Annotated in this window: 24 protein-coding genes; 2 read left to right on the top strand and 22 right to left on the bottom strand. The window is 40.9% G+C overall.

The genetic code is table 11. The annotated features are described in order from the left end of the window. Positions 1-16 precede the first annotated feature (16 nt). From AC0L3Y_RS11840 to AC0L3Y_RS11765, 16 genes are all read right to left on the bottom strand, one after another. On the bottom strand, positions 17-913 hold the full coding sequence (locus tag AC0L3Y_RS11840) for a GNAT family N-acetyltransferase (RefSeq protein ID WP_473463266.1): 897 nt from the start codon (positions 911-913) through the stop codon (positions 17-19). Positions 914-1,265: 352 nt separating this feature from the next. Continuing rightward, the gene (gene aguB, locus AC0L3Y_RS11835; protein ID WP_473463262.1) at positions 1,266-2,144 is read right to left on the bottom strand and encodes an N-carbamoylputrescine amidase; all 879 of its coding nucleotides are present in this window, start codon (positions 2,142-2,144) and stop codon (positions 1,266-1,268) included. Between the two features lie 67 nt (positions 2,145-2,211). Beyond that, positions 2,212-4,110 carry a biosynthetic arginine decarboxylase gene (gene speA, locus AC0L3Y_RS11830; protein WP_473463258.1) on the bottom strand — a complete coding sequence of 633 codons (1,899 nt, stop codon included), beginning with the start codon at positions 4,108-4,110 and terminating at the stop codon, positions 2,212-2,214. Between the two features lie 153 nt (positions 4,111-4,263). Continuing rightward, positions 4,264-5,223 (bottom strand): lipoyl synthase, encoded by a 960-nt coding sequence (lipA, locus tag AC0L3Y_RS11825; protein ID WP_473463253.1) that lies wholly within the window; start codon positions 5,221-5,223, stop codon positions 4,264-4,266. Between the two features lies 1 nt (position 5,224). After that, the gene (gene lipB, locus AC0L3Y_RS11820; RefSeq protein ID WP_473463249.1) at positions 5,225-5,869 is read right to left on the bottom strand and encodes a lipoyl(octanoyl) transferase LipB; all 645 of its coding nucleotides are present in this window, start codon (positions 5,867-5,869) and stop codon (positions 5,225-5,227) included. After that, on the bottom strand, positions 5,870-6,175 hold the full coding sequence (locus tag AC0L3Y_RS11815; RefSeq protein WP_473463245.1) for a YbeD family protein: 306 nt from the start codon (positions 6,173-6,175) through the stop codon (positions 5,870-5,872). A gap of 27 nt (positions 6,176-6,202) precedes the next feature. After that, positions 6,203-6,436, bottom strand: a complete 234-nt coding sequence (locus AC0L3Y_RS11810; protein ID WP_473463241.1) for a hypothetical protein — start codon at positions 6,434-6,436, stop codon at positions 6,203-6,205. Further along, positions 6,337-7,233, bottom strand: a complete 897-nt coding sequence (locus AC0L3Y_RS11805; RefSeq protein ID WP_473463236.1) for a D-alanyl-D-alanine carboxypeptidase family protein — start codon at positions 7,231-7,233, stop codon at positions 6,337-6,339. Before AC0L3Y_RS11805 ends, AC0L3Y_RS11810 begins: the two co-directional genes overlap by 100 nt. Before the next feature lie 198 nt (positions 7,234-7,431). Beyond that, complete coding sequence (locus AC0L3Y_RS11800; protein WP_473463233.1) at positions 7,432-8,367, bottom strand: septal ring lytic transglycosylase RlpA family protein; 936 nt, start codon at positions 8,365-8,367, stop codon at positions 7,432-7,434. Continuing rightward, entirely contained in the window at positions 8,354-9,412 is a 1,059-nt protein-coding gene (gene mltB / locus AC0L3Y_RS11795) for a lytic murein transglycosylase B (protein ID WP_473463228.1), read from the bottom strand. Before mltB ends, AC0L3Y_RS11800 begins: the two co-directional genes overlap by 14 nt. Next, on the bottom strand, positions 9,409-10,530 hold the full coding sequence (gene rodA / locus AC0L3Y_RS11790) for a rod shape-determining protein RodA (RefSeq protein WP_473463224.1): 1,122 nt from the start codon (positions 10,528-10,530) through the stop codon (positions 9,409-9,411). The genes mltB and rodA overlap by 4 nt, the downstream gene beginning before the upstream one ends. Beyond that, positions 10,530-12,404, bottom strand: coding sequence for a penicillin-binding protein 2 (gene mrdA / locus AC0L3Y_RS11785; protein WP_473463220.1), 1,875 nt, complete (start codon positions 12,402-12,404; stop codon positions 10,530-10,532). Before mrdA ends, rodA begins: the two co-directional genes overlap by 1 nt. A gap of 9 nt (positions 12,405-12,413) precedes the next feature. Continuing rightward, positions 12,414-12,881 (bottom strand): 23S rRNA (pseudouridine(1915)-N(3))-methyltransferase RlmH, encoded by a 468-nt coding sequence (gene rlmH, locus AC0L3Y_RS11780; protein WP_473463216.1) that lies wholly within the window; start codon positions 12,879-12,881, stop codon positions 12,414-12,416. A 10-nt stretch (positions 12,882-12,891) separates the two neighbouring features. After that, on the bottom strand, positions 12,892-13,245 hold the full coding sequence (gene rsfS / locus AC0L3Y_RS11775) for a ribosome silencing factor (RefSeq protein WP_473463211.1): 354 nt from the start codon (positions 13,243-13,245) through the stop codon (positions 12,892-12,894). Positions 13,246-13,259: 14 nt separating this feature from the next. Beyond that, on the bottom strand, positions 13,260-13,925 hold the full coding sequence (gene nadD / locus AC0L3Y_RS11770) for a nicotinate-nucleotide adenylyltransferase (protein WP_473463207.1): 666 nt from the start codon (positions 13,923-13,925) through the stop codon (positions 13,260-13,262). Continuing rightward, the gene (locus tag AC0L3Y_RS11765; protein ID WP_473463203.1) at positions 13,915-15,174 is read right to left on the bottom strand and encodes a glutamate-5-semialdehyde dehydrogenase; all 1,260 of its coding nucleotides are present in this window, start codon (positions 15,172-15,174) and stop codon (positions 13,915-13,917) included. The genes nadD and AC0L3Y_RS11765 overlap by 11 nt, the downstream gene beginning before the upstream one ends. 133 nt (positions 15,175-15,307) lie before the next feature. Here AC0L3Y_RS11765 and tsaA point away from each other — a divergent pair, with 133 nt between their 5' ends. Both tsaA and AC0L3Y_RS11755 read left to right on the top strand, forming a co-directional pair. Continuing rightward, on the top strand, positions 15,308-16,021 hold the full coding sequence (gene tsaA / locus AC0L3Y_RS11760; protein ID WP_473463198.1) for a tRNA (N6-threonylcarbamoyladenosine(37)-N6)-methyltransferase TrmO: 714 nt from the start codon (positions 15,308-15,310) through the stop codon (positions 16,019-16,021). Between the two features lie 11 nt (positions 16,022-16,032). After that, positions 16,033-16,281, top strand: a complete 249-nt coding sequence (locus tag AC0L3Y_RS11755) for a hypothetical protein (RefSeq protein ID WP_473463194.1) — start codon at positions 16,033-16,035, stop codon at positions 16,279-16,281. Between the two features lie 136 nt (positions 16,282-16,417). Here AC0L3Y_RS11755 and rpsA read toward each other — a convergent pair whose 3' ends face one another. The 6 genes from rpsA to gyrA form a co-directional block, all read right to left on the bottom strand. Beyond that, positions 16,418-18,100 (bottom strand): 30S ribosomal protein S1, encoded by a 1,683-nt coding sequence (gene rpsA / locus AC0L3Y_RS11750; protein WP_473463191.1) that lies wholly within the window; start codon positions 18,098-18,100, stop codon positions 16,418-16,420. Positions 18,101-18,265: 165 nt separating this feature from the next. After that, positions 18,266-18,949, bottom strand: a complete 684-nt coding sequence (gene cmk / locus AC0L3Y_RS11745; RefSeq protein WP_473463188.1) for a (d)CMP kinase — start codon at positions 18,947-18,949, stop codon at positions 18,266-18,268. A 19-nt stretch (positions 18,950-18,968) separates the two neighbouring features. Continuing rightward, positions 18,969-21,191 carry a prephenate dehydrogenase/arogenate dehydrogenase family protein gene (locus AC0L3Y_RS11740; RefSeq protein WP_473463185.1) on the bottom strand — a complete coding sequence of 741 codons (2,223 nt, stop codon included), beginning with the start codon at positions 21,189-21,191 and terminating at the stop codon, positions 18,969-18,971. 63 nt (positions 21,192-21,254) lie between these two features. Continuing rightward, complete coding sequence (pheA, locus tag AC0L3Y_RS11735) at positions 21,255-22,373, bottom strand: prephenate dehydratase (RefSeq protein ID WP_473463182.1); 1,119 nt, start codon at positions 22,371-22,373, stop codon at positions 21,255-21,257. A gap of 24 nt (positions 22,374-22,397) precedes the next feature. Continuing rightward, positions 22,398-23,462, bottom strand: coding sequence for a 3-phosphoserine/phosphohydroxythreonine transaminase (gene serC / locus AC0L3Y_RS11730; RefSeq protein WP_473463177.1), 1,065 nt, complete (start codon positions 23,460-23,462; stop codon positions 22,398-22,400). A 74-nt stretch (positions 23,463-23,536) separates the two neighbouring features. Then, the gene (gyrA, locus tag AC0L3Y_RS11725) at positions 23,537-26,221 is read right to left on the bottom strand and encodes a DNA gyrase subunit A (RefSeq protein ID WP_473463173.1); all 2,685 of its coding nucleotides are present in this window, start codon (positions 26,219-26,221) and stop codon (positions 23,537-23,539) included. Positions 26,222-26,404 lie beyond the last annotated feature (183 nt).

Below are 26,404 nucleotides of genomic sequence, written 5' to 3'. Positions count from 1 at the left end.
AACCGACCGTGAAGCATTAATCGCCCTCTCGTACCGTCAGTGCTGTTAATATATGATCTTCCCAAACACCATTAATTTTTAAATATCCTTTTGCTATACCTTCTTTCTCGAAACCCATTTTTTCCAATACCCCAGCACTTCTTGCATTTCTCGGCATATAACTCGCTTGTATACGGCTGATATTAAGTTCTTTTTGAACATACTCGACACCTGCACTCAAAGTTTCATGCATCATTCCTTTACCCTGCTGACTTTCTCGTAAACTGTAACCCAAATTACAGACTTGGCAGATACCTCGAATAAAATTAGAGTAATTACTATAGGCGAGCATCTTATCTTCATTGGGTGAAAGAAGGCAAAGCACCACACCTTTATCTTCCAAAAAGTCTCGACGCATTTCACGTACTCGCAACAAACAGGTTTCGAGAGAATAATAACCTTCGCTTCTAGTTGGTTCCCACGGTGTTAAGAATGTTTTTTCTTGATTAACATAGTCATGCAAAAGACCAGCCTGTGACTCATCCAAAACTTTTAAAACCCCTCGTTTTGTCACAATTCGAGGGAAGCGTGAAGCATATAAACTTGGCGCATCTGCTTTAAACGGCATCTCACTTAACACTTCAAATAACTTTACCGAATATTCCTCGTACCAAAAATTTTCACCTAGGGATAAAAATCGACGTTGCATATCATGATTCAGCCATTTCTCTGCCGCTTGCTTCGTTTTCCAGTAAATCACTAGAAAACCAACTTCACCAGAGCTGCTTTCTGAACCAAGGTAATCAGGCTGATTACTTGCCAACTCACGCACCTTGGCTGCCATCATGTAATGAATAGGATCATCTAACATCAGTTTACTTGACAACATAGTGGCAAAATAAGATTGCTCTTGAGGGGAACTAAATACGCTCATTGGATCTCTAAAATGGATAGATTGGATTTTGATAATAAAAAATCTAGTTGATTATATTCACACTTATCAAGATCTCAGACTATAGTTAATGTTCAAAGTTTATTTGGATAGATCTATGCTGGCAAATGTATTTAACAAACTCTAAGGACTGAGTATTTGGTTCGCTGTAGATAACCGTCAGAGCAAACAGTGCACTATTTAAAAATAGTCAGGCTATTTAAAAATAGCCAAGTGCAATAAGATCTCCCTTATTGAGAGTATCCCCTGATCAATAAGGATATGGAAAGCTTATGCCCGCCTATTTCGGCGGGCATTTTTTTAAGCTAGCCATTTAATCCAATCCACTAGCCATCTATTTTTCCCAAGTAGAACCAGCCCCTGAGATGATGGCTTGATATTGATCAGGGCGACGATCTCGAAACAATCCGAAAGATTGGCGAGCTTTACGAATAAAGGCTAAATCATACTCAGCATACAAAATTGTACTTTCATCTCTACCTGCAACGCATTTAATTGCGCCCATTTCGTCGGTCATAAAAGAAGAGCCGTAGAACTGAATAAAACTATTCTCACCATTTTCACGTCCAACTCGATTTGCAGCTATAACAGGAACCATATTCGCAGCCGCATGACCTTGCATAGTTCTTTGCCAATGGTCTTTAGAGTCCAATTCCGGATAAGGTGGCTCAGAACCTATTGCAGTAGGGTAAAAAATAAGCTCAGCTCCCTTCAACGCAAGTTCTCGAGCCAACTCTGGAAACCATTGATCCCAGCATATACCACACCCAATTCGGCCAAACCTTGTGTCCCAAACTTTTACACCTGTATTACCTGGCGTAAAATAATACTTTTCTTGATAACCTGGTCCATCAGGAATATGAGTTTTACGGTAGAGATCAAGCACCTCCCCATCTGCATCAATCATAACAAGAGAGTTATAAAACACATTCCCATCACGCTCAAAGAAGCTAACTGGTAAAACCACACCCAATTCTTTAGCGAGTGCACTCATAGTTTGAATAGCTAAGCTGTCATTAATCGGTTGTGCCCAATCAAAATATTCAGGCTTTTGATCAATACAAAAATACGGCCCCATAAAGAGCTCTTGTAAAAGTACAATATTTGCCTGGTTAGCTGCCGCCTCTCTTACTTGAGCCACGGCATTATCTAAGTTGGCCTGAAAATCAGTACCAACTGACATCTGAACACAGGCTACTTTTACTTTATTCATCAATCAATCCTTTCAAAAAAATAGTCATTAAATCAACTTTTGGACGTTAAAACCTTCTTACCAATACTCATGCTAAATACGTTGTGCCACACAAAACCTTCTTATAAAGAATAAGCAAATCGGTTTTCTCACTCTCGCTTAACGGACTCAAGGCAATTTTTTCTTGGTAACGTTTAAGTAGAACCTGCTCATCATAACTAACGTATTTCAGTACATCTTGGACACTATCACCTTTTAAAACATGATCAATTTTAAAACCTGTATCAGTTAAATATACATCTACGGAGCAGGTATCACCGAATAAATTATGTAAATCACCTAAAGTCTCTTGGTATGCACCAACCAAGAAAAACCCCATCAGATAGTCTTCTCCTTTTGCTGGCGGTGGAGGTAAAGGTAAAGAAGATTCGATACCCTGACCATCTACATAACTGTATAAACAACCATCCGAGTCACAGGTAACATCCTGAATTTTACCTCTAAAAGAAGGCGCCTGTTCCAGCCCTTGTAATGGCAAAACTGGGAAAAGCTGATTGATTCCCCATGCGTCTGGCATAGACTGAAAAACCGACAAATTAACAAAAACCTTCTCAGCTAATCGCTCATTCAGCTCATCAATTACAGCTCGATGTCCACGGTTACGATTATCAAGTTTAGGTAATAAATTACGGCAAGCAGACAAGAATAGATTTTCAGCTTGCGCTCTTTGAGATAGGTTTAGCTGACCATGGTTATATAAGGTTAAGCTGTCATTAAAATCATCGAGTAGATCATGGTAGATCTCCACCAATGAACGGCTCTCTCCATCATTATCACTTTTCAGACTTTGATAAGACGACCACAGCCGCTGTAATTCAAGCTCACTGCCTTCAACAGGTTCTTCTATTGGTAAAAGCTCTGCACCATGTGAAAATACATCCGCAATCATCATGGCATGATGAGCTGTCACTGCACGACCTGATTCTGAAATTATATGTGGATGAGGAAGATCGTATTGCTCACACACATTATGGAAAGCGAAAACGACATTATTCGCATATTCACCAATACTGTAGTTAGCTGAAAAATCATTCTGACAACGAGTACCTTCATAATCGACCCCCAAGCCACCGCCAACATCAACCCATTTCACTTTCACATCCATTTGATGCAATTCAGCATAATAGCGTGCACACTCTTTCAAGCTGTTCTGAATGTCTCGAATACGTGTTATTTGTGAACCTAAATGAAAATGAATCAGCTCTAAACAGTGCAGCAAACCCAATTCGCGTAAACGATCAACTGCGCGTAATAGTTGAGATGTGGTCAATCCGAATTTAGATTTTTCACCACCACTGTTTCCCCAGTGTGTTGTGCATGTTGAAGCCAGTCGAATACGAATACCAATACGAGGCTGAACGCCAATTTTTTCCGCTTCTTCTAAAATCCAATCAAGTTCATGCATTTTTTCAACAACGAGAAAAACTTGATGTCCCATTTTCTCTGCCATCAAAGCAAGGTGGATAAATTCTCGGTCTTTATAACCATTGCACACAATAATACCGTCAGCATTTTTATGCATGGCTAACACAGCCATCAGTTCAGGTTTACTGCCGGCTTCTAAGCCAACAGTAGACAAATTATCAGGCTGACAAGCTGCTATCTCTTCAACAACTCGTCTCTGCTGATTTACTTTGATCGGATAGACAATGGCGTACTTAGCCTGATAGTTATAATGCTCAATTGCTTGTTGAAAAGAGTTGGTGATTTTTTCAATACGTGAATGCAAAATATTAGGAAAACGGACAAGGCATGGATAAGGAATACCTTGCTCTTTAAGAGCACTAGACAACTCAGTAAGGTCAATGTCGTTTTCTCTGTCAGGTAGAGCGACCACACGACCTTTATCATTAATAGAAAAAAAACCACTACTCCAGTGACTCACATTATAAAGTTCCATTGAATCTTTAATGGACCAAGGCTTCATATCATCTCCAAAACTAAATTGCTGTGAGTAACACAGTCATTAAATAACGTATGCCATAGGGAAGTATAATGGCATCGCTTATTTATTTTTAAGAATAAAAAAAGCGGGGCCAAGAAAAATCTCAACTCCGCTTTACTTCAATACACAAAGAAATTAAGAAACGTGTTCACCATGAGCTTGCTTATCTGCATGGTAAGACGAGCGAACCAAAGGTCCACATGCTGCATGCTTAAAGCCAAGGTCTTTTGCTACTTGTTCATAACGTGCAAATTCTTCAGGATGAACAAAGCGATCCATTGGAAAATGATGTTTAGAAGGCTGTAAATATTGGCCTATGGTCAACATATCAACGTTATGTGCTCTTAAGTCCTTTAAGACTTCAACGATCTCTTCGAACGTTTCACCCATACCAACCATTAAACCAGACTTAGTGGCTACATCAGGACAACGGTCTTTAAAATTTTTCAACAAGTCTAATGACCATTGGTAATCAGACCCTGGTCTTACCTGACGGTACAAACGTGGAATAGACTCCAAATTATGATTAAACACATCAGGTGGCGCGATAGAAAGCGTATCAACAGCGACTTCCATACGACCACGGAAATCAGGTACCAAGGTTTCAATTTCGATATTTGGACTTGCTGCCCGTGTCTCTGTAATACATTCAACAAAATGCTGTGCGCCACCATCACGAAGATCATCACGATCCACAGAGGTAATCACTACATATTTCAATTTCATATCACGAATAGCTGCGGCCAATTCTTTTGGTTCATCTTCTTTCAAAGGATTCGGACGACCGTGAGCAACATCACAGAAAGGACAGCGACGGGTACAAATTTCACCCATAATCATAAAGGTCGCCGTACCGTTACTAAAACATTCACCTAAGTTCGGGCAATTTGCTTCTTCGCATACTGACGCTAACTTATGCTCTCGTAAAGTGCTCTTGATGCGAGCAATTTCAGGTGATGCTGGCATACGAACACGAAGCCAATCAGGCTTTCTAGGAATTTCTTCTGTTGGAACAATCTTGATAGGAATACGTGCCATTTTGTCGGCGCCACGTAATTTTTCCCCTTGGACAACGCGTTTGCGTTCTGTTGTCATTTTATTTCCACCCTTGTTGGATAGCCGGATACGTATATCCGAGTAGTTCAGCAAGCTGATTCGCCAACTGAACTTTAATATTTGATAAAGCTACATCGTTATTCAAGCGTTTCATATCAACCATTTTTAAGCCTTGGTAGCCACATGGATTAATACGATCGAAAGGTGTGAGATCCATATCAACATTCAAAGCAAGCCCATGAAATGAACAGCCTCGGCGAACTCTCAACCCTAATGAAGCAATCTTGTCCCCATCGACATAGACGCCTGGCGCATCTGGTTTAGGGTAAGCATTTATTGCACTCCTAGCCAAAATCTGAACAACGGCATTTTCCAATACGTTAACCAGATCTCGAACTCCTATTCCTAAGCGTTTCAGATCAATTAATACGTAAGCAACCAATTGTCCGGGGCCATGATACGTGACCTGACCACCACGGTCGACCTGAATTACAGGAATATCACCCGGTGCTAATAGATGCTCTTGCTTACCAGCCTGCCCTTGAGTAAATAAAGGTGGATGTTCTAAAAGCCAAATTTCATCGGCATCGTCTTTTGTACGAGTTTGAGTAAAGTTTTTCATCCGATTCCATGTTTCGGAATATTCGACCATTCCCAAATCTCGGCAAATCAAGTCAAGCTCCATTTACATGACCATTTTAACGGCTTCTATTGCCATTAAATCACCATGTAAAGCAGATAATTGCGCCTCACTTTTTGCCACTATTCGAAAACTATAACTTACAAAACGACCTTTACTCGAACGATTCACTTTTGCAGTATCTGGGTTCATTTCAGGTGCATGAGTTTTAAGGCATTCACCAAGTGTTGCATGAATACCCTCCACTTCAAGAGAAACCACTTTAATAACGTAGTCATCACATGGAAACTCAATTTTTGGCGCATCTATAGCTTTCTCAGCTTGATCACCATCTTTTGTAATTAATGCCATTAAATTACCATTCGCCTATTTTAAGGCTTAAAACAAATTCATGAAGAAAAGTTTAATATTATCAAACATTCGCTTGAAGAAACCACCTTCGTCGACGGCTTCGAGTGCAACAACTGAGCGTTCCAGCAAGACATTATCTTTTGTGCCAACAACAATGGTACCTAACACATCACCAATGGCGATAGGAGCAACAATTTGCTTCTGCATATCAAGAACGGCCGGAATAGATTCACCTTGTTGACGAGGAATTGTAACAAGCACATCTTCGGCAAAACCAACTTTAACACTTGACTGACTTCCCCCCAAACACGTGCATTGTTTACGACTTGCCCACGACTATAAAGTTTACGCGTCTCATAATATCTGAAACCATAATCCAGTAATTTTTGAGACTCTGTTGCTCGTGCGTTATCAGATTTAGTTCCCATAACAACAGTAATTAAGCGTGTACCGTTACGTAAGGCTGAAGCAGCTAAACAGTAACCAGCCGCATCTGTATGACCCGTTTTTAACCCATCAACTGTTTTATCACGCCACAACAATTTATTTCGATTAGGCTGACGAATATTATTGTAGGTAAAATATTTCTCTGAATACATTCCATAGTTTTCAGGAAATTGTAGAATTTTAGCTCGAGATAGTTTAGCAATGTCATGAGCAGTAGAGTAATGCCCTTCTGCTGGGTAGCCCGTTGAGTTCACAAAGTTACTGTGTGTCATTCCCAACAATTGAGCATGTTGATTCATAAGATCAGCAAATGCAGATTCACTACCAGCGATATGCTCAGCAGCGGCAACACTGGCGTCATTACCAGACTGAATAATAATACCGCGCATTAAGTCTTCTAGTGAAACCTTGGTTCCTTCTCGAATAAACATTCGAGATCCTTCCATACGCCAAGCTTTCTCACTGACACTGATTTGATCTCCGAATGATAGGTTCCCGCGGGCCATCTCATATTCAATGATATAAGAGGTCATTAATTTAGTCAGACTAGCCGGTGGTAATTCTTCATCCGCATTATGCTCAACTAATATATCGCCTGTGTAAGCATCCATAAGAATGTAACTGCTCGCAGACAATTGAGGGGGGCTGGAATCAATGGGACAGCAGCTAATACAGAATTGCTAACGAAACTAAAAATAAGGGATAAAGTAACTAGGAGTTTTTTCATACTCAAAATGTCGTCTTCTAAAAAAAATGTGAATAAATAATACTAGAGCAATACATGAATCTCTAGCCCAAACAAAGAGTACCTAAGGCAGCACAACAACCCTAACAGGGGTTCCAAAACCTTCTTCTTGCAATTTATCTTGCCAACCAGTTAATTCATTAGCATCATAATAAGGTCCCACTAATACTTTAAACAGACCATCATTTTGCTTCACAACTAAAATCTTAATTTCCGTATCAAACGATTCAAACAGCCGTTGTTTTAGCCTATCTGCGGACTGCTCAGCACTGAAAGCCCCAAGCTGCAAATGAGTGAAATTTTGCTCTGTAGAAATCACAGGTTCATCCTGTGAAGTTACCGTCAACGCCTTATCTGACGAGCTCTCCGAAGAATTGGCAACGTTTTTAGAGACATGATTCACAGGGTTATAAGCCTCTCCTGGTTCTGGTGTAATAGCCTCAATTCGAACACGAGCCAAACCTTTTTTATGATAGTCTAATCTCGCCGCTGCCGCATACGAAAGATCAATTAATCGGTCACCGTGAAAAGGCCCTCTATCATTTACCCTGACAATCACAGTACGTTGATTATCTAAATTAGTTACCTTTAAGTAAGTCGGTATTGGCAAGGATTTATGGGCCGCTGAAAAGGTATACATGTCATATATTTCCCCATTTGAGGTTTTATGACCATGAAATTTCTTGCCATACCAGGAAGCAGTCCCTTCTGCTGAATAACCTTTAGCAGAATCCATAACTCGATAGGTCTTACCCCAAACTTCATAGGTACTTTTATTTCCTCCTCGACTCTTTGGCTCCCACTTAGGAACTAAATCAGGAAGGTGATCTACCTTGATATCGCCTGTTGGCGCATGATCTTGTAAAATTGAATAACGACCACCGCCAGAAGCCTTTTCATAATCTGCATCATCAAGCCCTAGAACATGACGGGTACTTAGACAACCATTTAATGTAAGCAAACAAATACCAGCAACAAATAGTGTATTAATTACTTTCATAGTTCCCTATGCTCACAGCAAGTTCCAATACTGACATGGCATAACGTCTACTAGGGTTATAGTCCATAATCGTAAAAAAGTTTTCATAAGCAAGCCAGTAGGATACATCCTCTGAGCTTGTCCTTAGCCCAATCAAGCCTGTTTTAGCTGGAAAAAATGATTGCGTGGGTAACACCCCAAGAGAGGACCACGTATCTATATCTGTATCAGGGACTCTGCCACGGTTAATTTCATCAGCAACACTCTCAGGGTCTGCTACTTGAGCAAGAACAAACCAAGGCTGACCTTTTTCCCACCCATGGTGTTTAAGATAGTTAGCCACACTGCCAATTGCATCAGCTTCAGAGTTCCATAAATCAACATGGCCATCTTTATCGTAATCTATAGCAAGCTTGCTATAGTTACTGGGCATAAACTGAACCATCCCCATCGCACCACTATAAGACCCCTTAGTCTCACCAATATCCCAACCTTCATCGCGAGCGAGCAATAAATAAGCTTCAAGTTCGCTTTGAAAATATTCTTTTCGTCTTGGATAATCAAATGCAAGTGTTGTTAAAGAAGTAAAGACATCTTTCGAACCGGTTATACGTCCGTAATAAGTTTCGACACCTATCAATGCAACAATTACATTAGATTCAACACCAAACTCCTGCTCTGCTTTTTCAAGCCACTTTTCATTACGTTTGGCAAAGTGATAGCCAGTTCTAGCTCGTTCTCTGGTAACAAAGCGTGTCTTATACTCATAATAAGGTGTAATAGATTCAGGCTGATTATCTGATTTATTAATAACCGTGGGACGTACTTTAATATGAGAAAAAGCAAGCTCTAAGCGTTTTCTATCATAACTATGCTCTTGCACCATTTGGTTTATAAAAAGCTGCACTTCCGGATTGATAGCATAAGAGTCAGCCAAACTTTTAGGCATATCTTCTAAAAGGGAGTTACTAACCCCCGAATTTATAGGCAGTGAATTATGATCTGCACCACTACACCCAGTGAGACCAAGCATAAAAAATGCTAATGCTGCTTGTTTAATCATCATCTCGCTCTTTTATGTGTTTGTATCGACATCAAAATACCGAATGTCGCCATGATAGTAATAATAGAAGTACCACCGTAACTTACGAGTGGTAAGGGTACCCCAACAACCGGCAAAATGCCTGATACCATACCAATATTTACAAACATGTAGACGAAGAAGGTTAATGTCAAACTACCAGCCAGTAAACGAGCATAGTTATCTTCTGCATTGGCAGCGATATACAAACCTCGAGCAATAACAAGTAAATAGGCTAAAATTAATAAACCACAGCCTAACATTCCAAATTCTTCAGCAAGCACAGCAATAATAAAATCCGTATGACTTTCTGGGAGGAAATCCAACTGAGCCTGTGTCCCTTCCATCCAACCTTTACCATAAAGGCCACCCGAACCAATGGCTGTTTTGGACTGAATAATATTCCAACCAGAGCCTAATGGGTCACTTTCAGGATTTAAAAAAGTCAGTACACGCTGGCGCTGGTAATCATGCATAACTTGCCAAAGGGTATAGCCTGCAATTGGCGCAAATGCAGCAGCACCAAGAATATAGCGCCAACCAAGGCCAGCCAGAAACAAAACAAAAATACCAGATACGGCTACCAACAAAGAGGTTCCTAAGTCTGGCTGCTTAGCAATAAGTAAGACAGGTAAAACAATCAAACCCAATACGGAAGCGATTTGCTTAAACGACGGCGGCAACTGCCTATCTGAAAAATACCAGGCGATCATCATTGGCATGACAATTTTCATAATTTCTGATGGTTGAAACCTTAACCCTCCTGGTAAGGACAACCAACGCTGAGCACCTTTTGCACCGACACCAAACAGCAATACACCCACCAAAAGAACAGAGATAAAAACAAACAAAGCAGGAGAAGAGCGGCGCATATATTTAGGAGGTAATTGCGCCAAGGTCAGACAAACAATCATCCCTATAATTAAACGAAAAATCTGTCGCTCAACCATGGCTTCATTTTGCCCAGAGGCGGAATATAGAACAAATAAACCACCGCCAATTAAAAGTAATAAAGAGCCAATAAGCAAAATATCAATATGAACCAACTTCCATAAACGCGCATTGGTAAAAGCCAGCGCTCTACGATAAAAGCTATCAGTCATTATTGTTTACCTTTTAAATAATCATACTGTGCTGGGTAATCGTCATAAAGGTAAGCATCAAACAGCTGCTTACTTAAGTCTGCAGGTTTAGAACTACTTCCACCATTCTCGAAAATGGCAAACACTGAAATCTTAGGGTTCTTAGCTGGAGCAAAACCAATAAACAAGGCGTGGTCATGCAACCTTTTCTCTAATTTATCAGAGTCGTACTCCTCATCTTCTTGTAGACTAAAAACCTGCCCTGTACCGGTTTTACCTGCGATATCATATTTTGTTCCTCGCAAACGTCTGGCGGTACCTTTTGAATCGGTAATTACCTTTCTCATCGCATTCGTCATACGATCCCAGTTTCGTTGATCTTTTAAAATAATATTTTGGGCTTCGCCTCGATCACCCTCAAAAGTTGCAGGTTCACCCCCAATGGTATTTGCCATACGAGGATTATAATAGTGGCCTTTGCTTGCTAACGCTGATGTTGCAGTAGCAATCTGCACTGGAGTCGCAACCATGAACCCCTGCCCAATACCTACGTTAACTGAGTCTCCTGGATACCAGGGTTCTTTATATTTAGCTTGCTTCCATTCATTCGATGGCAACAAACCAATACTGTCGCCATTTAAATCCAATAAACTACTTTTGCCAAAACCAAAGCGGGATAAGAAATTATGTATAGGGGTAATCCCCATCTTATTGGATAACTGATAATAATAAGTATCAACGGATTCAATAATAGAACGTTCTAAATCAATCCAACCATGGCCCGTTCGCTTCCAATCTCGATATCGACGCCCATCTGGATTAATCTGATAATAACCTTTTGCAAAATAACGCTCAGTCCATGAAGCAAAGCCGTATTCAAGCCCCGCAAGAGCCATAAAAGGTTTGATAGTTGAAGCTGGGGGATAACCACCACGCAAGGCGCGGTTAAAAAGAGGAAGTCTTTTAGACTGGCGCAGTATTGAGTAATCTTTAACTGAAATACCACGAACAAATAAGTTGGGGTCAAAGGCAGGTTTAGAAACTAAAGCTAGAATCCCCCCTGTAGAAGGGTCAATTGCAACAACAGATCCAGTATAATCACCAAGTAAATCATAAGCATATTGTTGTAATCTAGCATCTAAATATAAGTGTAAATCTTTACCTGGCATTGGACTTTGATTTTCCAATTCAGACATAATGCGTCCGCGAGCATTTACTTCAACTTTACTAAGGCCCGCCTCACCAAACAGCTCCTTTTCATAAAAGCCCTCAATACCAGTCTTACCAATAAACAAAGCGCCTTGATAAGCCAACTTATCAACTCGCTCTAGATCATTTGATGTAATTCGCCCCACATAACCAATAGCATGGGCAAAAGCCTCTCCATATGGATAATAACGCGTTAGCTGAGCTTCAACCTGAACACCATCCAGCTTATACAAATCAACCGCAACTTTTGCCCACTCTTCATCACTTAATTGAGATTTCAACGTAAGAGACTGATAAGGCCGACGATATTCTTTTAATCGACTGTCAAAATCCTCCCACTCACTGTCTGTAATTTCGATAATATCAGAAAGCATTTCTTTAAGGTGAGAGAGACTTTCGACACGCTCTGGAATAACTGTCAAACTGTGTATTGGTCGATTATCGGCAAGTACCAAACCATTACGATCATAAATTAAACCACGGGGTGGAGGATTGGTAACCAACATAACTCGGTTATCATTCGCCTTAGTTTGATAAAGTTCGTGCTCTATAATTTGAAGATAAAATAGCCTTGCCATTAATATGGCAACTAATGACAAAACAAAAATAGCAGCAGCTATTATACGACGCTGAGTAAGTCGTTTCTCTTGATGATAATTACGAAAATGTTGGTTTTGACGGCTCATCAATTCACCTTATCTGTGATACGGATGATTATTCATGAGAGTCCAAGCACGGTAAATTTGCTCTGATAAAAGAATCCTCACCATAGGATGAGGTAGTGTCAAACGAGACAATGACCAAACCTGATCAGCACGAGAGGTACATCGTGGATCAAGCCCATCGGGACCGCCTACTAATAAACTAACGTTGTAACCATCCATTCGCCATTGCTCTGTTTGATCTGCGAGCTGCTCGGTAGACCATTCTTTGCCCAATACTTCCATAGCTATCACCTTATCTCCAGAAGGGATAGCCTCAAGCATGGCATCTCCTTCCTTACGAATAGCTTTCGGTATATCTGTGTTTTTACCCCGTGGTGACATAGGTATCTCAATAAGTTCGAGCGCAAAGTCTTTTGGTAGACGTTTTGCATAATCATCATAACCTTGAGTTACCCATTTGGGCATTTTATTACCAACAGCAATCAAACGAACTCGCATCAAAAAAACCTTATAAAGTTTCTGGTTTAATGTCCCATAACTTCTCAAGATCATAAAAGGCTCGAGCTTCTTCAGTCATCACATGAACAACAACGTCATGCAAATCAACCAACACCCAATCACTTCCTGCTCCTCGACCTTCAAACCCTAATGGTTGAAGACCTTTAGATTTAAGATGCTCAATTACATTCTGTCCCAAACCATTAACATGACGCTTAGAAGTACCGGTGCAAATCACCATATAATCCATCATGTCGGTATGGTTTCCTACATTCAACACAGTGATCCTATCACCCTTGACATCTTCTAATGCTTCAACGGCAAGAGCTAAAATTTGATCCGCTGTGAGATTAAGTTGACTCATATAATTACGTTATCCTATCGATATAATTGATGTTGTTCTATGTATTTTTGAACGGGCTCTGGAAGTAAATACGCAATAGATTCATGCTTATTTGCCAACGACCTAATCATGCTAGAAGATATCCCTAAAGGAGTTAGTGTCTCAAACCAGATACGACCCGAAGGCGCGCATTGTAACTCATGGGATGAAAAGGCACGATAGTTTTCGCAAAAAGCACTCAACTCCGAAATCAGATCTGGCTCCCACCCTGGACGAGATACCACTAAAATGTGTGCAAACTCAATCAATGCATACCAATCATACCAAGTAGGAAGAGATAAAAAACTATCCATACCTAACACCATAATTAATGGTTCATCCGGACCTATTTCAGTCCTAATCTCTCGTAATGTATCAATACTATAACTAGGCCCCTCTCGCTCTATTTCACGAGAATCCACACTCAAGTTTTCATGGCATGAAATAGCAAGCCGAGCCATATCCAAACGCTGTTGAGGAGTAACCCTTGGCCTATCTTTATGGACAGGCTGAAAACAAGGAATCAGTCTTAATTCAGAATACTGATAGCGATCCAATACTTCGACGGCCGTTCGTAGATGACCATTATGGATAGGATCAAATGTCCCTCCCATAATAGCAACGCCAGATTTACTAGAAATCTTATCAGCTTTAATTGTCACGGGTATGGCCGTCACCAAGCACTATGTACTTTTGACTTGTTAATCCTAACAAACCAACTGGACCACGGGCATGAATTTTATCTGTCGAAATTCCAATTTCAGCACCAAACCCATACTCAAAACCATCAGCAAATGACGTTGAGGCATTTATCATGACTGATGATGAGTCAACTTCCGTCATAAAAGCACGTGTTTTCGAATAATTTTGCGATACGATTGCGTCAGTATGATGAGAACCATATTGATTGATATGAGCTATAGCTTCATCCATGTCGGAAACAATTTTAATAGACAGTTTAGGTGCATGGTATTCTGTATACCAATCCTCCTCTGTCGCAATTCCAATAGAAGCAGAAATAGATCTAGATTGCTCGCAACCGACCAGCTCCACCCCCTTACCTTCAAACGCACTCACTAATGGAGGTAATACTTCTTTCGCTATCTCAACATGGATTAATAACGACTCCATTGCATTACACACACCATAGCGACGTGTTTTTGCATTTAGGGCAATTTTAAACGCCTTATCAAAATCAGCTTCATTATCGATATAAACGTGACAATTACCATCAAGATGTTTAATCACAGGAACACGAGCGTTTTTACTAATACGCTCAATCAAGCCTTTACCGCCACGAGGTACAATGACGTCGACATATTCAGGCATAGTAATTAATTTACCTACCGCTTCTCTATCTGTTGTGTTTAAAACTTGAACAGCAGTAGAAGGCAGTCCAGAGAGTTCCAAGCCTTTCACAACGGCTTCGGCAATAGCTTGATTCGAATAAAAAGCTTCCGATCCACCACGTAAAATAGTTGCATTACCTGACTTCAAACACAAACTCGCAGCATCAATGGTTACATTAGGGCGGGACTCATAAATGATACCAACAACACCAAGAGGTACTCTCATTTGACCACGCTGAATACCTGATGGGAGATATACCATACCTGATATCTCACCAATTGGATCGGGTAAAGAAGCAACCTGTTTCAAGCCTTCAATCATGCTATCAATACGCTTATCATTAAGTAATAAACGATCCAGCAGAGCATCATCAAGCCCCTTAGTCCGACCATTTTCCATGTCTTTTAAGTTTTCTTCTATTAATCGAGGTCGCGCATCTTCTAAAGCTTCTGCCATAGCAAACAGAGCCATGTTTTTTTGCTGAGTGGATGCTTTAGCAAGTAGGCGGGAAGCCGCCCTAGCTTGCTGACCAATTTGATTCATATAAGATTCTAAAGACATTTTTAATCTCTAACAAAAGTAAAAATAACAAATAATAGGCCACAAAATAGATCGTGATCCAACTAAACAAGTCAGTATACTATCACAATATTTTTATTCATTTAGTGCAGATTTTCACGAAAAGGAAACTCCAGTGCCAGCCTCTACTTCTTTTACACTCTCAACAATCGGCATTGTCCACTCATGTTATAAGGAAAAGTTTGGAATTCCTCGTCAACCAGGGTTAGTCACTGAATCAACAGCACGCATCGAACTTATCCCTCCTTATAACCGAGTTGACATGTTAGAAGGCCTAAGTGATTTTTCTCATATCTGGGTTCAATTTATTTTTCACGCCTGCTTAACAGAAAAATGGAAAGCAAAAGTCCGCCCTCCACGCTTAGGTGGAAAAGAAAAACTAGGTGTATTCGCAACACGAGCAACACACAGACCTAATCCGATTGGCTTATCCGTTATAAAAATAGGCCGCATATATCAAAAAGACAAAAAAGTTTTTATCGATTTACATGGCGCTGATTTATTAGACGGGACGCCTATTTTAGATATAAAACCTTATCTACCTTATGCCGACAGCATTCCCGACTCCAAAGGTGGTTTTGCCCCCACATCGGCACCAACAAAAACAGTAGTCTTTTCTAGAGAAGCAAAACTACAATGCGAACATTATGAAAGTTTGCACAATAGAGAAATAACGACTTTAATAAAACAAATTATTGAACAAGATCCTCGACCATCATACTTATCTGAGCAAGTTGATAGGGAACATGGCATCACTCTTTGGGATATTAATATCAAATGGTGTGCAAGAAACGATCATCTCGAAATTCTTCGAATAGAACATGAATAAGAGAGTAGAACATGAATAAAAAACAGTTCTTAAATACTTACAAAAAAATTGACTCCATGGATAAAAATAAATCAGAAAATATCGAAAAAAAGCCGCTTTATCGCTCAGAACAAGACGAACGCCTGATAAAAGACTTCCATTATGCAAAATTCAGAAAAAATCTTCATAACACTCAACAAAGCGAAGAACTAAAAGACTTATCGGAGAAAGAAGATTGGGACGAAAAAGACACAGAAAAATTACTCAACTCACTACGCTAAAAAAACATACACCGACTCTATACCCATAGTTATCCACATGTTTTGTGTATAGTTTTCTTGTCAATAAATTCACTAAAATTAGATACAAAAAAAGCGGGCCTAAGCCCGCTTTTTTATAACTGCTAAAAATCAAAACTTAGTTTTGGTTTTCTAGTTGTGCTTTGATCAAATCACCGATAGTGGTAGGACCATTCGCTTCAACTTGCTGTTTCTCAGAATGCGCTTTCAACGCAGTCTTCTCTTCAGTTGCATCTTTCTGCTTGATAGAAAGAGTAATAGTACGAGCTTTACGATCAACATTGATGATCGCCGCTTCCACTTTATCGCCTTCTTTCAATACAGATGTTGCATCTTCAACACGTTCACGGCTAATTTCAGATACTTTCAAAGTAGCTTCAACGCCTTCAGCAAGAACAATTACAGCACCTTTCGCATCAACTTCAGAGACAGTACCGTTAACGATAGTGCCTTTGTCATTTTCTGCTACGAAAGCAAGGAACGGATCTTCTTCTAGTTGTTTAACACCTAGAGAAATACGCTCGCGCTCAGCGTCGATAGACAATACAACTGTTTCTAGCATATCGCCTTTCTTGTATTTACGAACTGCATCTTCACCAGTTTCTTCCCAAGATAGGTCAGATAGGTGAACAAGGCCGTCAATACCGCCGTCAAGACCAATGAACACACCAAAGTCAGTGATAGACTTGATTGCGCCAGAGATTTTGTCGCCTTTGTTGAAAGAAGTAGCAAACTCTTCCCATGGATTCATGGTGCACTGTTTGATACCTAGAGAGATACGACGACGTTCTTCGTCAATATCAAGAACCATAACTTCAACTTCATCACCGATCTGAACAACTTTAGATGGGTGGATGTTTTTGTTAGTCCAATCCATTTCAGATACGTGAACTAGACCTTCAACGCCTTCTTCAAGTTCAGCGAAGCAACCGTAGTCAGTCAAGTTAGTAACTTTAGCAGTTACTTTAGTGTTCTCTGGGTAACGAGCTTTGATAGCCACCCATGGATCTTCACCCAACTGTTTAAGACCTAGAGACACACGGTTACGCTCGCGGTCAAATTTAAGGACTTTAACGTCGATTTCGTCACCAACTGCAATAATTTCACTTGGATGTTTAATGCGTTTCCAAGCCATATCAGTGATATGTAGAAGACCATCAACACCACCAAGATCAACGAAAGCACCGTAATCAGTAAGGTTTTTAACAATACCTTTAACTTCTTGGCCTTCTTCAAGAGAAGCAAGCAATGTTTCGCGTTCAGCGCTGTTTGTCGCTTCCATAACGGCACGACGAGATACAACAACGTTGTTGCGTTTTTGATCAAGCTTAATAAGTTTGAACTCTAGATCCACACCTTCTAGGTGAGAAGTATCGCGGATTGGGCGAACATCTACCAAAGAACCAGGTAAGAAAGCACGGATGTTAGCGATATCAACAGTGAAGCCACCTTTGACCTTACCGTTAATTACACCGTGAACAATGGCATTTTCTTCGTAAGCTTTTTCAAGCACAGACCAAGTCTCTGCACGTTTCGCTTTTTCGCGAGACAATTTAGTCTCACCGAAACCATCTTCCACAGCTTCAAGTGCAACTTTAACTTCGTCACCGATGTTTAAGCTGAACTCACCACTTTCCGTTAGGAACTGAGAACGAGGAATTACGCCTTCAGATTTAAGACCTGCATGAACAGTTACCCATTCGCTGTCAATATCAACAACAATACCAGTAACAATTGAGCCTGGCGCCATTTCGACGGTTAACAGGCTTTCTTCAAACAGTTCTGCGAAGCTTTGAGTCATTGTATTTCCTATATAATCGGTCTAGCTAGGCTAAACCTTTATCCATATTGCCAGCAAATACGGGTCAGTTTTTTTGGGTTGTTGCGATAAAGGCTTGCTGGCCCTTTATCGACTTGAATAACATTTGATCTATTCTAGCACATTTCAGGCGCAGAAAAGAACAGATTATACGAGACCTGCTTTTTCCGTTTCAGAAAAAATAATCTCGACAACCTGTTCTACTGTCAAATCTGTACTATCGATTACTAAGGCACCTGCAGCAGGCACAAGAGGAGCAATTTCTCGATTTGCATCTCGCTCATCTCGCTCTTTAATCGTTTTTATAAGTTCCGCTAGATTAACAGCTTCCCCTTTTTGCTGCAATTGCTGCAAACGTCTCTGAGCACGCTCTTCAGCAGATGCAGTTAAGAATATTTTGATTTGCGCTGATGGAAAAACCACCGTCCCCATATCGCGCCCATCCGCCACCAACCCTGGCTGTTGCGAAAAAGCACGCTGACGAAGTAACAAACCTTCACGAACAGCAGGAATAGCAGCGAGTTTAGACGCATTATTACCAACCTCTTCGGTACGAATGGCTTGTGTAACCTTCTCACCTTCTAGAATAATTTCAACTTTACCTTCGTCTGATTGCTCAAATTGGATATCCAGATGTTCAGCCAATACTTTGAGCGTATCAACATCATCTACAGACATACCATGATGAGAAACTGCAAGGGAGAGAAGACGATATAACGCACCGCTATCCAGCATGTGCCATCCCAGCTTTTCTGCGATTAATTGACTTACAGTGCCTTTACCTGCACCACTTGGACCATCAATCGTAATAACTGGGCCTTGGTTGATCATAACTATTCCTCTTTAAAAACTATTGCGCCACTAAACAATGAAAACCTAATTGCAAAGCGACACTCTCTAACTCACTAAATTCTTCTAGCAATTTTTGACAGTCATTAATTTTAGTTACTGCCTTACTTCTAGCGCCTAACGCAATCATGGCAAGCGCAAGCCGATCATCACCGGCGCAATCTAGCTCTCCACCTTGCGGCAAACCGCCCTTAATAATTAACTCGCCATTCTGATAGACACTAACAATCTTCATATGCTCAAGTGCATCCACTAAAGCCAATATTCTATCTTCATAATAATAAGGTAATTCATTAATACCTTTTATATGACTGTCTCCGTTTGCATAAGCCGCAGCCACACACAAAAGAGGCAATTCATCTCTAAACCGATAGCTTTGTTCAGAACCCAAATCAAAAGCACTCAACTCAGAAAAACCAACACGAAGAGCACCTTCATAAAGCCCGACTGAACCAGCTTCAGGTATTGAAATATCCGCACCAATTGATTGCAAAAAAGACAAATAATCGAATGACACAGAATCTAAACCGGCATTATCTATTATCAATTCAGAACCAGGTAATAAACTTGCTAATAAAACCAACCAGGCGGTTTCATGCTCATCACCAGATAAAACAATATGCGTTCCGACAGGAGCTGATGGCTCAATATTAAAGCCATTATTCGCTTCCGATATTGCTATACCAAAACGACGCAATAAAACCTCACAATGAGATAAGCCAAGCGATAACGGCCTAACATAACTACTACTAGTTGTGTACAGTGTGGCTAAAAATGCCGCCATTCGAAGACGTTCCGAACCACTTTTTAAAGAAATAGAAACTTTGGAGCATTCACCTGGAGATAATACCGCAGGCAAACAATTACTCACTTCCGAAGTAACCTCACACCCCATATCTTTTACTAAAGAGAATAAGTCACTCAGTGACTGATTCAACAACACCCCTTCAGCAACAACAGACGTCACAAAAGACTGTCCAGCCAAAACTGGCAACAATAAATACAGACTCTCTCTAGACTCATGAACATTAATAGGCGCAATAGGTGCTTTTAAACCCTTGAGACCAACACCATGGATTCGAAGCTGATCAGTCGCCATTTCTTCGATAACCACGCCCATATCTCTAAATGCCTGCATAGTAATGCGCACATCACCATTTAAATCTATGTTATCTAATTCACTAACACCTATAGATAGCGCCGCTATAGTAATCGCTTTATGTGACAAAGATTTGTCACCCAACAAAGAAATACGGCCTTTCAATGCTGAAGCAGGTAAAACAGATAGCGAAACAGGACGCACTTCTTTTGTAGTTCCAATTGTACGCTGCTCTAAAACTCGAAGAAAATGATCTCGCGCAGACTTTGCGCGAGTAAAAACACCAAACATACTCGCACCATCACCTTGCTCTATTGCGGTACGCATATCAGCAAGACGATCAGTAAAATGATCTAATGTCGCTAAAGTTGCGTCTTTATTTGCCATAAAGACATCTCGCCACATAACTGGGTCACTGGACGCAATTCGGGTAAAATCACGAAAACCACCAGCAGCAAACTTAAAAACATCCTGACTACGTTCACCATTAGCGAGAGCATCAACCAAGGTATAAGCAAGCAAATGCGGCAAATGACTGGAAGAGGCCAAAACATGATCATGATGTTCAACATCCATGCTCACCACATCTGCCCCAACGGATCGCCAGATACGATGCAAACGATCAAGCAAAACAGGATTGCTGTCTGGCAAAGGCGTCACTATCGCCATATGTTTTTCAAATAGCAAAGGATTAGAAGCTAATACACCACTTTTCTCAGCACCAGCGATTGGGTGACTAGGAATAAAATTAGAAGGCACTTCCTTAAAAACTCGACGAGCCGCCTCAACAACACTACCTTTCGTTGAACCCACATCCGTAATTAACGTACGCTCAGATAAAAAAGGCTTTATTTCATGTAGAACCGACTCCATCGCTCGAACTGGTGTCGCCAAGATAATAACATCCATTTTACCAATATATTCTGCAGACAATTCAGCGGGGTAATCAATAACCCCCGTCGACACTCCTAACGCTAACTCACCTTCTCGACGATCAGCCCCATAAAGTGTCGCCAGACCTCGATCTCTAAGTGCTTTTGCGAAAGAACCACCAATCATGCCAAGACCAATGATCATAACATTACCAAATTTCTTACTTTCTTGGGGCATAGTATCCAGAGGCATCTAAAAATTACTCGTATCTATCAAAGTACAACACACCTAGCAATATTCAAAAGTGATTAATGACTAAAGTACAGCCACAGGATAAGAACCTAACACCTTCACTTCAGATGCTTTTTCGCGGAGTTCATCAATAACAGCGCAACATGCCTCATCTAGATAGTGACCAACGAAATCAATGTAAAAAATATAACCCCAACGACTCATCAATGAAGGACGAGTCTCTAATCGAGTCATATCAACACCATGACGCTCAAATGCCTCAAGCAAATGATACAAAGCACCTGGTTCATTTTTAGCACTAATTAACAAAGAGGTTTTGTCCTTGCCACTAGGTGGCACATCTTGATTACCTACTATTAAAAAGCGCGTTGTGTTATCAGGACGATCTTCAATATTAGCGGATACTTTTGACAGGCCATATAACTCACAAGCCACCTCACCAGCAATCGCAGCAACAGCACGACCACTTCTGCCCGCATCAGCCGCGAGACGAGCCGCTTCTGCATTCGAACTTACAGCAACACGCTCAGCGTGAGGCCAGTAGCGATCCAACCAAGCTCGACACTGTGCTAATGATTGTTGATGTGAATAAATATGCGTAACATCTTCGGAATTAATATTAGGACTCACCAACAAATGATGGTGAATACGCTCTTCCACTTCTCCGCAAATTTTCAAGCGAGAATCTCGAAAACTATCTAAAGTGTGATTAACAACACCTTCCGTGGAGTTTTCAACTGGTACAACACCATAATTTGCAGCGCCCGATTCCACCTCACGAAAAACCTCATCAATTGCAGCCATAGGAGCACTAATAATAGATTTACCAAAATGCTTTAATGCTGCTTGCTGAGTAAAAGTACCTTCCGGTCCTAAAAAAGCGATGCGCATTGGTTTTTCCAGTGCAAGACAAGAAGACATAACTTGACGAAAAATCTTCGCCATTTCTTCATTACCAAGAGGCCCTTCATTACGCTCCATCACACGACGTAACACCTGAGCCTCTCGCTCTGGACGGTAGAAAACAACGTCATCACTCTGCTCTGCCAGTTTAACTTCAGCAACTTTTTGAGCGCAGCGTGCACGTTCATTAATCAAAATTTGAATTTGCGAATCAATTGAATCAATACGATCACGCAATAACGGCAGTGTATTTGGCACCGCATTTTTAGAGTTAGACATGCTATTTATTACCCGTGACGTTCTTCAAAAGCTGCGCATAAAGTCGATTAATGCAATTACACCTTCCATTGGCATAGCGTTGTAGATACTGGCTCGCATTCCACCAACAGAACGATGACCAGCCAATGTTCGCAAACCAGCCTCTTCAGATTCTTTAATAAACAAAGCATCTAATGAGTTATCCGCTAAAATAAAAGGTACATTCATACGAGATCTAAACGCTGGCTCGACTGGGTTTGAATAAAATGCACTAGAATCAATAAAATCATACAAAGCTTGTGCTTTACGAATATTGATCGCCTCTATTGCATCAACACCACCCTGCTCTTCCAACCACTCAAACACAAGATCTGCCAAATAAATGGCAAAAGTAGGCGGTGTATTTATCATGGAGTCATTTGCAGCTAAATTAGCAAAACTCCAAATAGAAGGCAGATCATCACTAGAGCGAACCAATAAATCTTTACGTACAATACAAATAACCACACCTGCAGGGCCAACGTTTTTCTGAGCACCTGCGTAAATCATACCGTATTTACTTACATCAATCTTTCGAGACAAAATAGTTGAAGACAAATCTGCCACAATCGGCAAATTCGTTTCAGGTAAATTAGAAAACTCGACACCACCAATTGTTTCATTTGGGCAAAGGTGCAGATAAGCCGCACTTTCATCTAATTCAAGACTAGAGAAGTCAGGGACACTCGTGTAGTTGTGTTCTTTAGAAGAACCAACAACATTCACTTTCGTAAAGAGTTTTGCTTCTTTTATTGCTTTAGAAGACCAAGCCCCGGTATCTAAATAGCAAGCTGAATCAAACCCATTAACTAGATTTGCAGGGATTTGAGAAAATAAAGTAGACGCACCACCTTGTACAAACAAAATTTCGTAATCATCACTAACATTAAGCAAGCGAGACAAACGCGCCTTAGCCGAAGCCAATATGGACATAAACTCAGCACTACGATGGCTCATTTCCATAACGGAAACACCAGCACCATGCCAATCTAACATTTCAGCTTGTGCTTTCTTCAAAACGGCTTCTGGAAGCGCTGCTGGACCAGAACAAAAATTATATACTCGGCTCATCCTGCTTATTACCTCTAGTATTCTCAGGACCTATCTACAACAAAAGCGACGCACCTAGGTGCGTCGCTTATTTACTATTCCGTATCAGCTTCTGTGATATCTGGAGATTCATCGCCATCATTTGGCACTTGATCGATTGTGACGTCATCCGCCTCATCAATCTCAACGTCTCCTTCATCATCTTCCACAACACGTTCAATACCAACCAGATGCTCATCATTCGTTAAACGAATCAAAGTCACACCTTGAGTATTTCGCCCTTGGCAAGATACTTCCGTTACTCGAGTACGAACAAGTGTCCCTTGATCTGTAATCAAGATAATTTCATCCGTTTCATCAACCTGAGCAGCACCAATCACAGGACCGTTACGATCAGACACTTGAATACCGATAACACCTTGACCACCACGCCCATAAACAGGGAAATCTTCAACCGCAGTACGTTTACCATAGCCATTTTCACAAGCCATCAACACTGCAGAGCCTTCTTGAGGAACAATAAGAGAAACCACTTTCGCGTCTTCACCTAAACGAATACCTCGAACGCCTGCTGCAGTACGCCCCATCGGACGAACATCAGACTCTTTAAAGCGAATTGTTTTACCAGAAGAAGAAACCAACATAATGTCGTTTTCACCCGTAGTAACCGACACTCCAACAAGCTCATCCGTTTCATCAAGACTCAATGCAATCAGACCGGTGGAACGAGGACGAGCAAAGTTCTGCATCGCAGTTTTCTTAACCGTACCTTTTGCAGTAGCCATAAAAATATAACTACTTGCTTCTACATTTGCGTCATCAGCAACATCTTCATCGCCCTCTTCTTTCCCTGCGTCCTCAACAACTGGCAAAGGCAATAAGGCAGAAATGGATTCACCATCTCGTAGAGGCAATAAATTGACGATAGGACGACCTTTTGCCCCACGACTTGCCACTGGAATCTCAAAAACTCGCAACCAATATACTTTACCGAAGTTACTGAAAAGCATGATGGTATCGTGACTACTGGTCACAAGAAGATGTTCAATGTGATCCTCATCTTTCATGCTAGCTGAGGATTTACCACGACCACCACGACGTTGAGCTTGATACTCTTCTAGCGGCTGAGATTTTGCATAACCGGTATTCGAAATCGTCACAACCATAGGCGCTTCATCAATCAAATCAGCAATGGTTAAATCTTGACGGGAAGTTAAAATTTCTGTTCGACGTGCATCACCAAAAGAATCACGCACCTCTTCAAGCTCTTCACGGATAACTTCCATCAAACGATCTGGATTAGAGAGGATATTCAAAAGCTCAGCAATAAGCTCAATCAGAGACTTATATTCACCAAGTAATTTTTCATGCTCCAGTCCTGTCAAACGGTGTAAACGCAAGTCTAGAATTGCTTGGGCTTGATCTGGCGACAAATGATAAGCGCCATCAACAAAACCATAACCAGCTTCTAAATCATCAGGGCGACACGCATCTGCACCGGCACGCTCCAACATAGCAACCACATTACCTGGCTGCCAAGATTCACTAACAATTTTTTCTTTTGCTTCAGCTGAAGTTGGAGATGTACGAATCAATTCAATAACACGATCTATATTTGCCAACGAAACAGCCAAACCTTCAAGGATATGACCACGTTCACGGGCTTTACGAAGCTCAAAAATAGTTCGACGAGTAACCACTTCACGACGATGCTTAACAAAACATTCAAGAATTTGCTTAAGGTTTAGTAACTGTGGACGACCGTCAACCAAGGCCACCATATTGATACCAAACACAGACTGCAATTGAGTTTGAGTAAAAATATTATTAACAACAACGTCTGGATTTTCGCCACGACGCAGCTCAATAACAATACGCATACCATCTTTATCAGACTCATCACGAAGCTCACTAATACCTTCAAGCTTCTTGTCTTTCACTAGTTCTGCAATTTTTTCAATTACTTTCGCTTTGTTAAGCTGATAAGGAATCTCGGTGAAAACGATGGATTGACGGTTGCCTTTCTCCATGTCTTCAAAGTGATGACGGGCACGCATATAGATACGACCGCGCCCTGTTTTATAAGCTTCAATAATACCAGCACGACCATTGATAAACGCCCCTGTTGGGAAGTCAGGTCCTGGGATATGCTCAACAAGATCTTCAATGCTAATGTCTGCATTATCAATAACAGCAAGACAACCATCGATAATCTCACCAAGATTATGAGGAGGAATATTAGTCGCCATACCTACTGCGATACCAGCGGAGCCATTAACAAGCAATCCCGGTACACGTGCAGGCAATACTTCTGGCATAAACTCTGTGCCATCATAGTTAGGCACAAAATCAACGGTCTCTTTCTCAAGATCCATCAAAAGATGGTGAGAAATTTTCGCCATACGAATCTCGGTATAACGCATCGCGGCAGCACTATCACCATCGACAGAACCGAAATTACCTTGACCATCAACCAAGGTATAACGCATTGAGAAAGGCTGCGCCATACGAACAATAGTGTCGTATACAGCAGAATCACCATGTGGGTGATACTTACCGATTACATCACCGACGATACGCGCCGATTTTTTGTACGGTTTATTCCAATCGTTTTTAAGTTCATTCATCGCAAATAGAACACGACGGTGAACAGGTTTTAATCCGTCTCGTACATCAGGTAATGCTCGACCTACAATTACGCTCATTGCGTAATCTAGGTAAGACCCCTTAAGTTCATTTTCGATACTGACGGGAATAATTTCTTTGGCTAATTCACCCATAGGTACAACCGATCCTTTATGCCGCGAAAGTCAAAAAGACTTTCTAATATCTTTTTATAAGCGCCGCATTATAACATAAGGAAATAAATAACACCCCTTCAAGAATGTGTTTTGTTACCCAATATTGTATTTAGACGAAGCTACTTATTCGATTCCACTTCATTATGCCTCCCTAGCTTCTTA

The organism is Marinomonas sp. GJ51-14, assembly GCF_055808695.1.
This window is presented reverse-complemented; position numbering and strand designations above follow the sequence as displayed.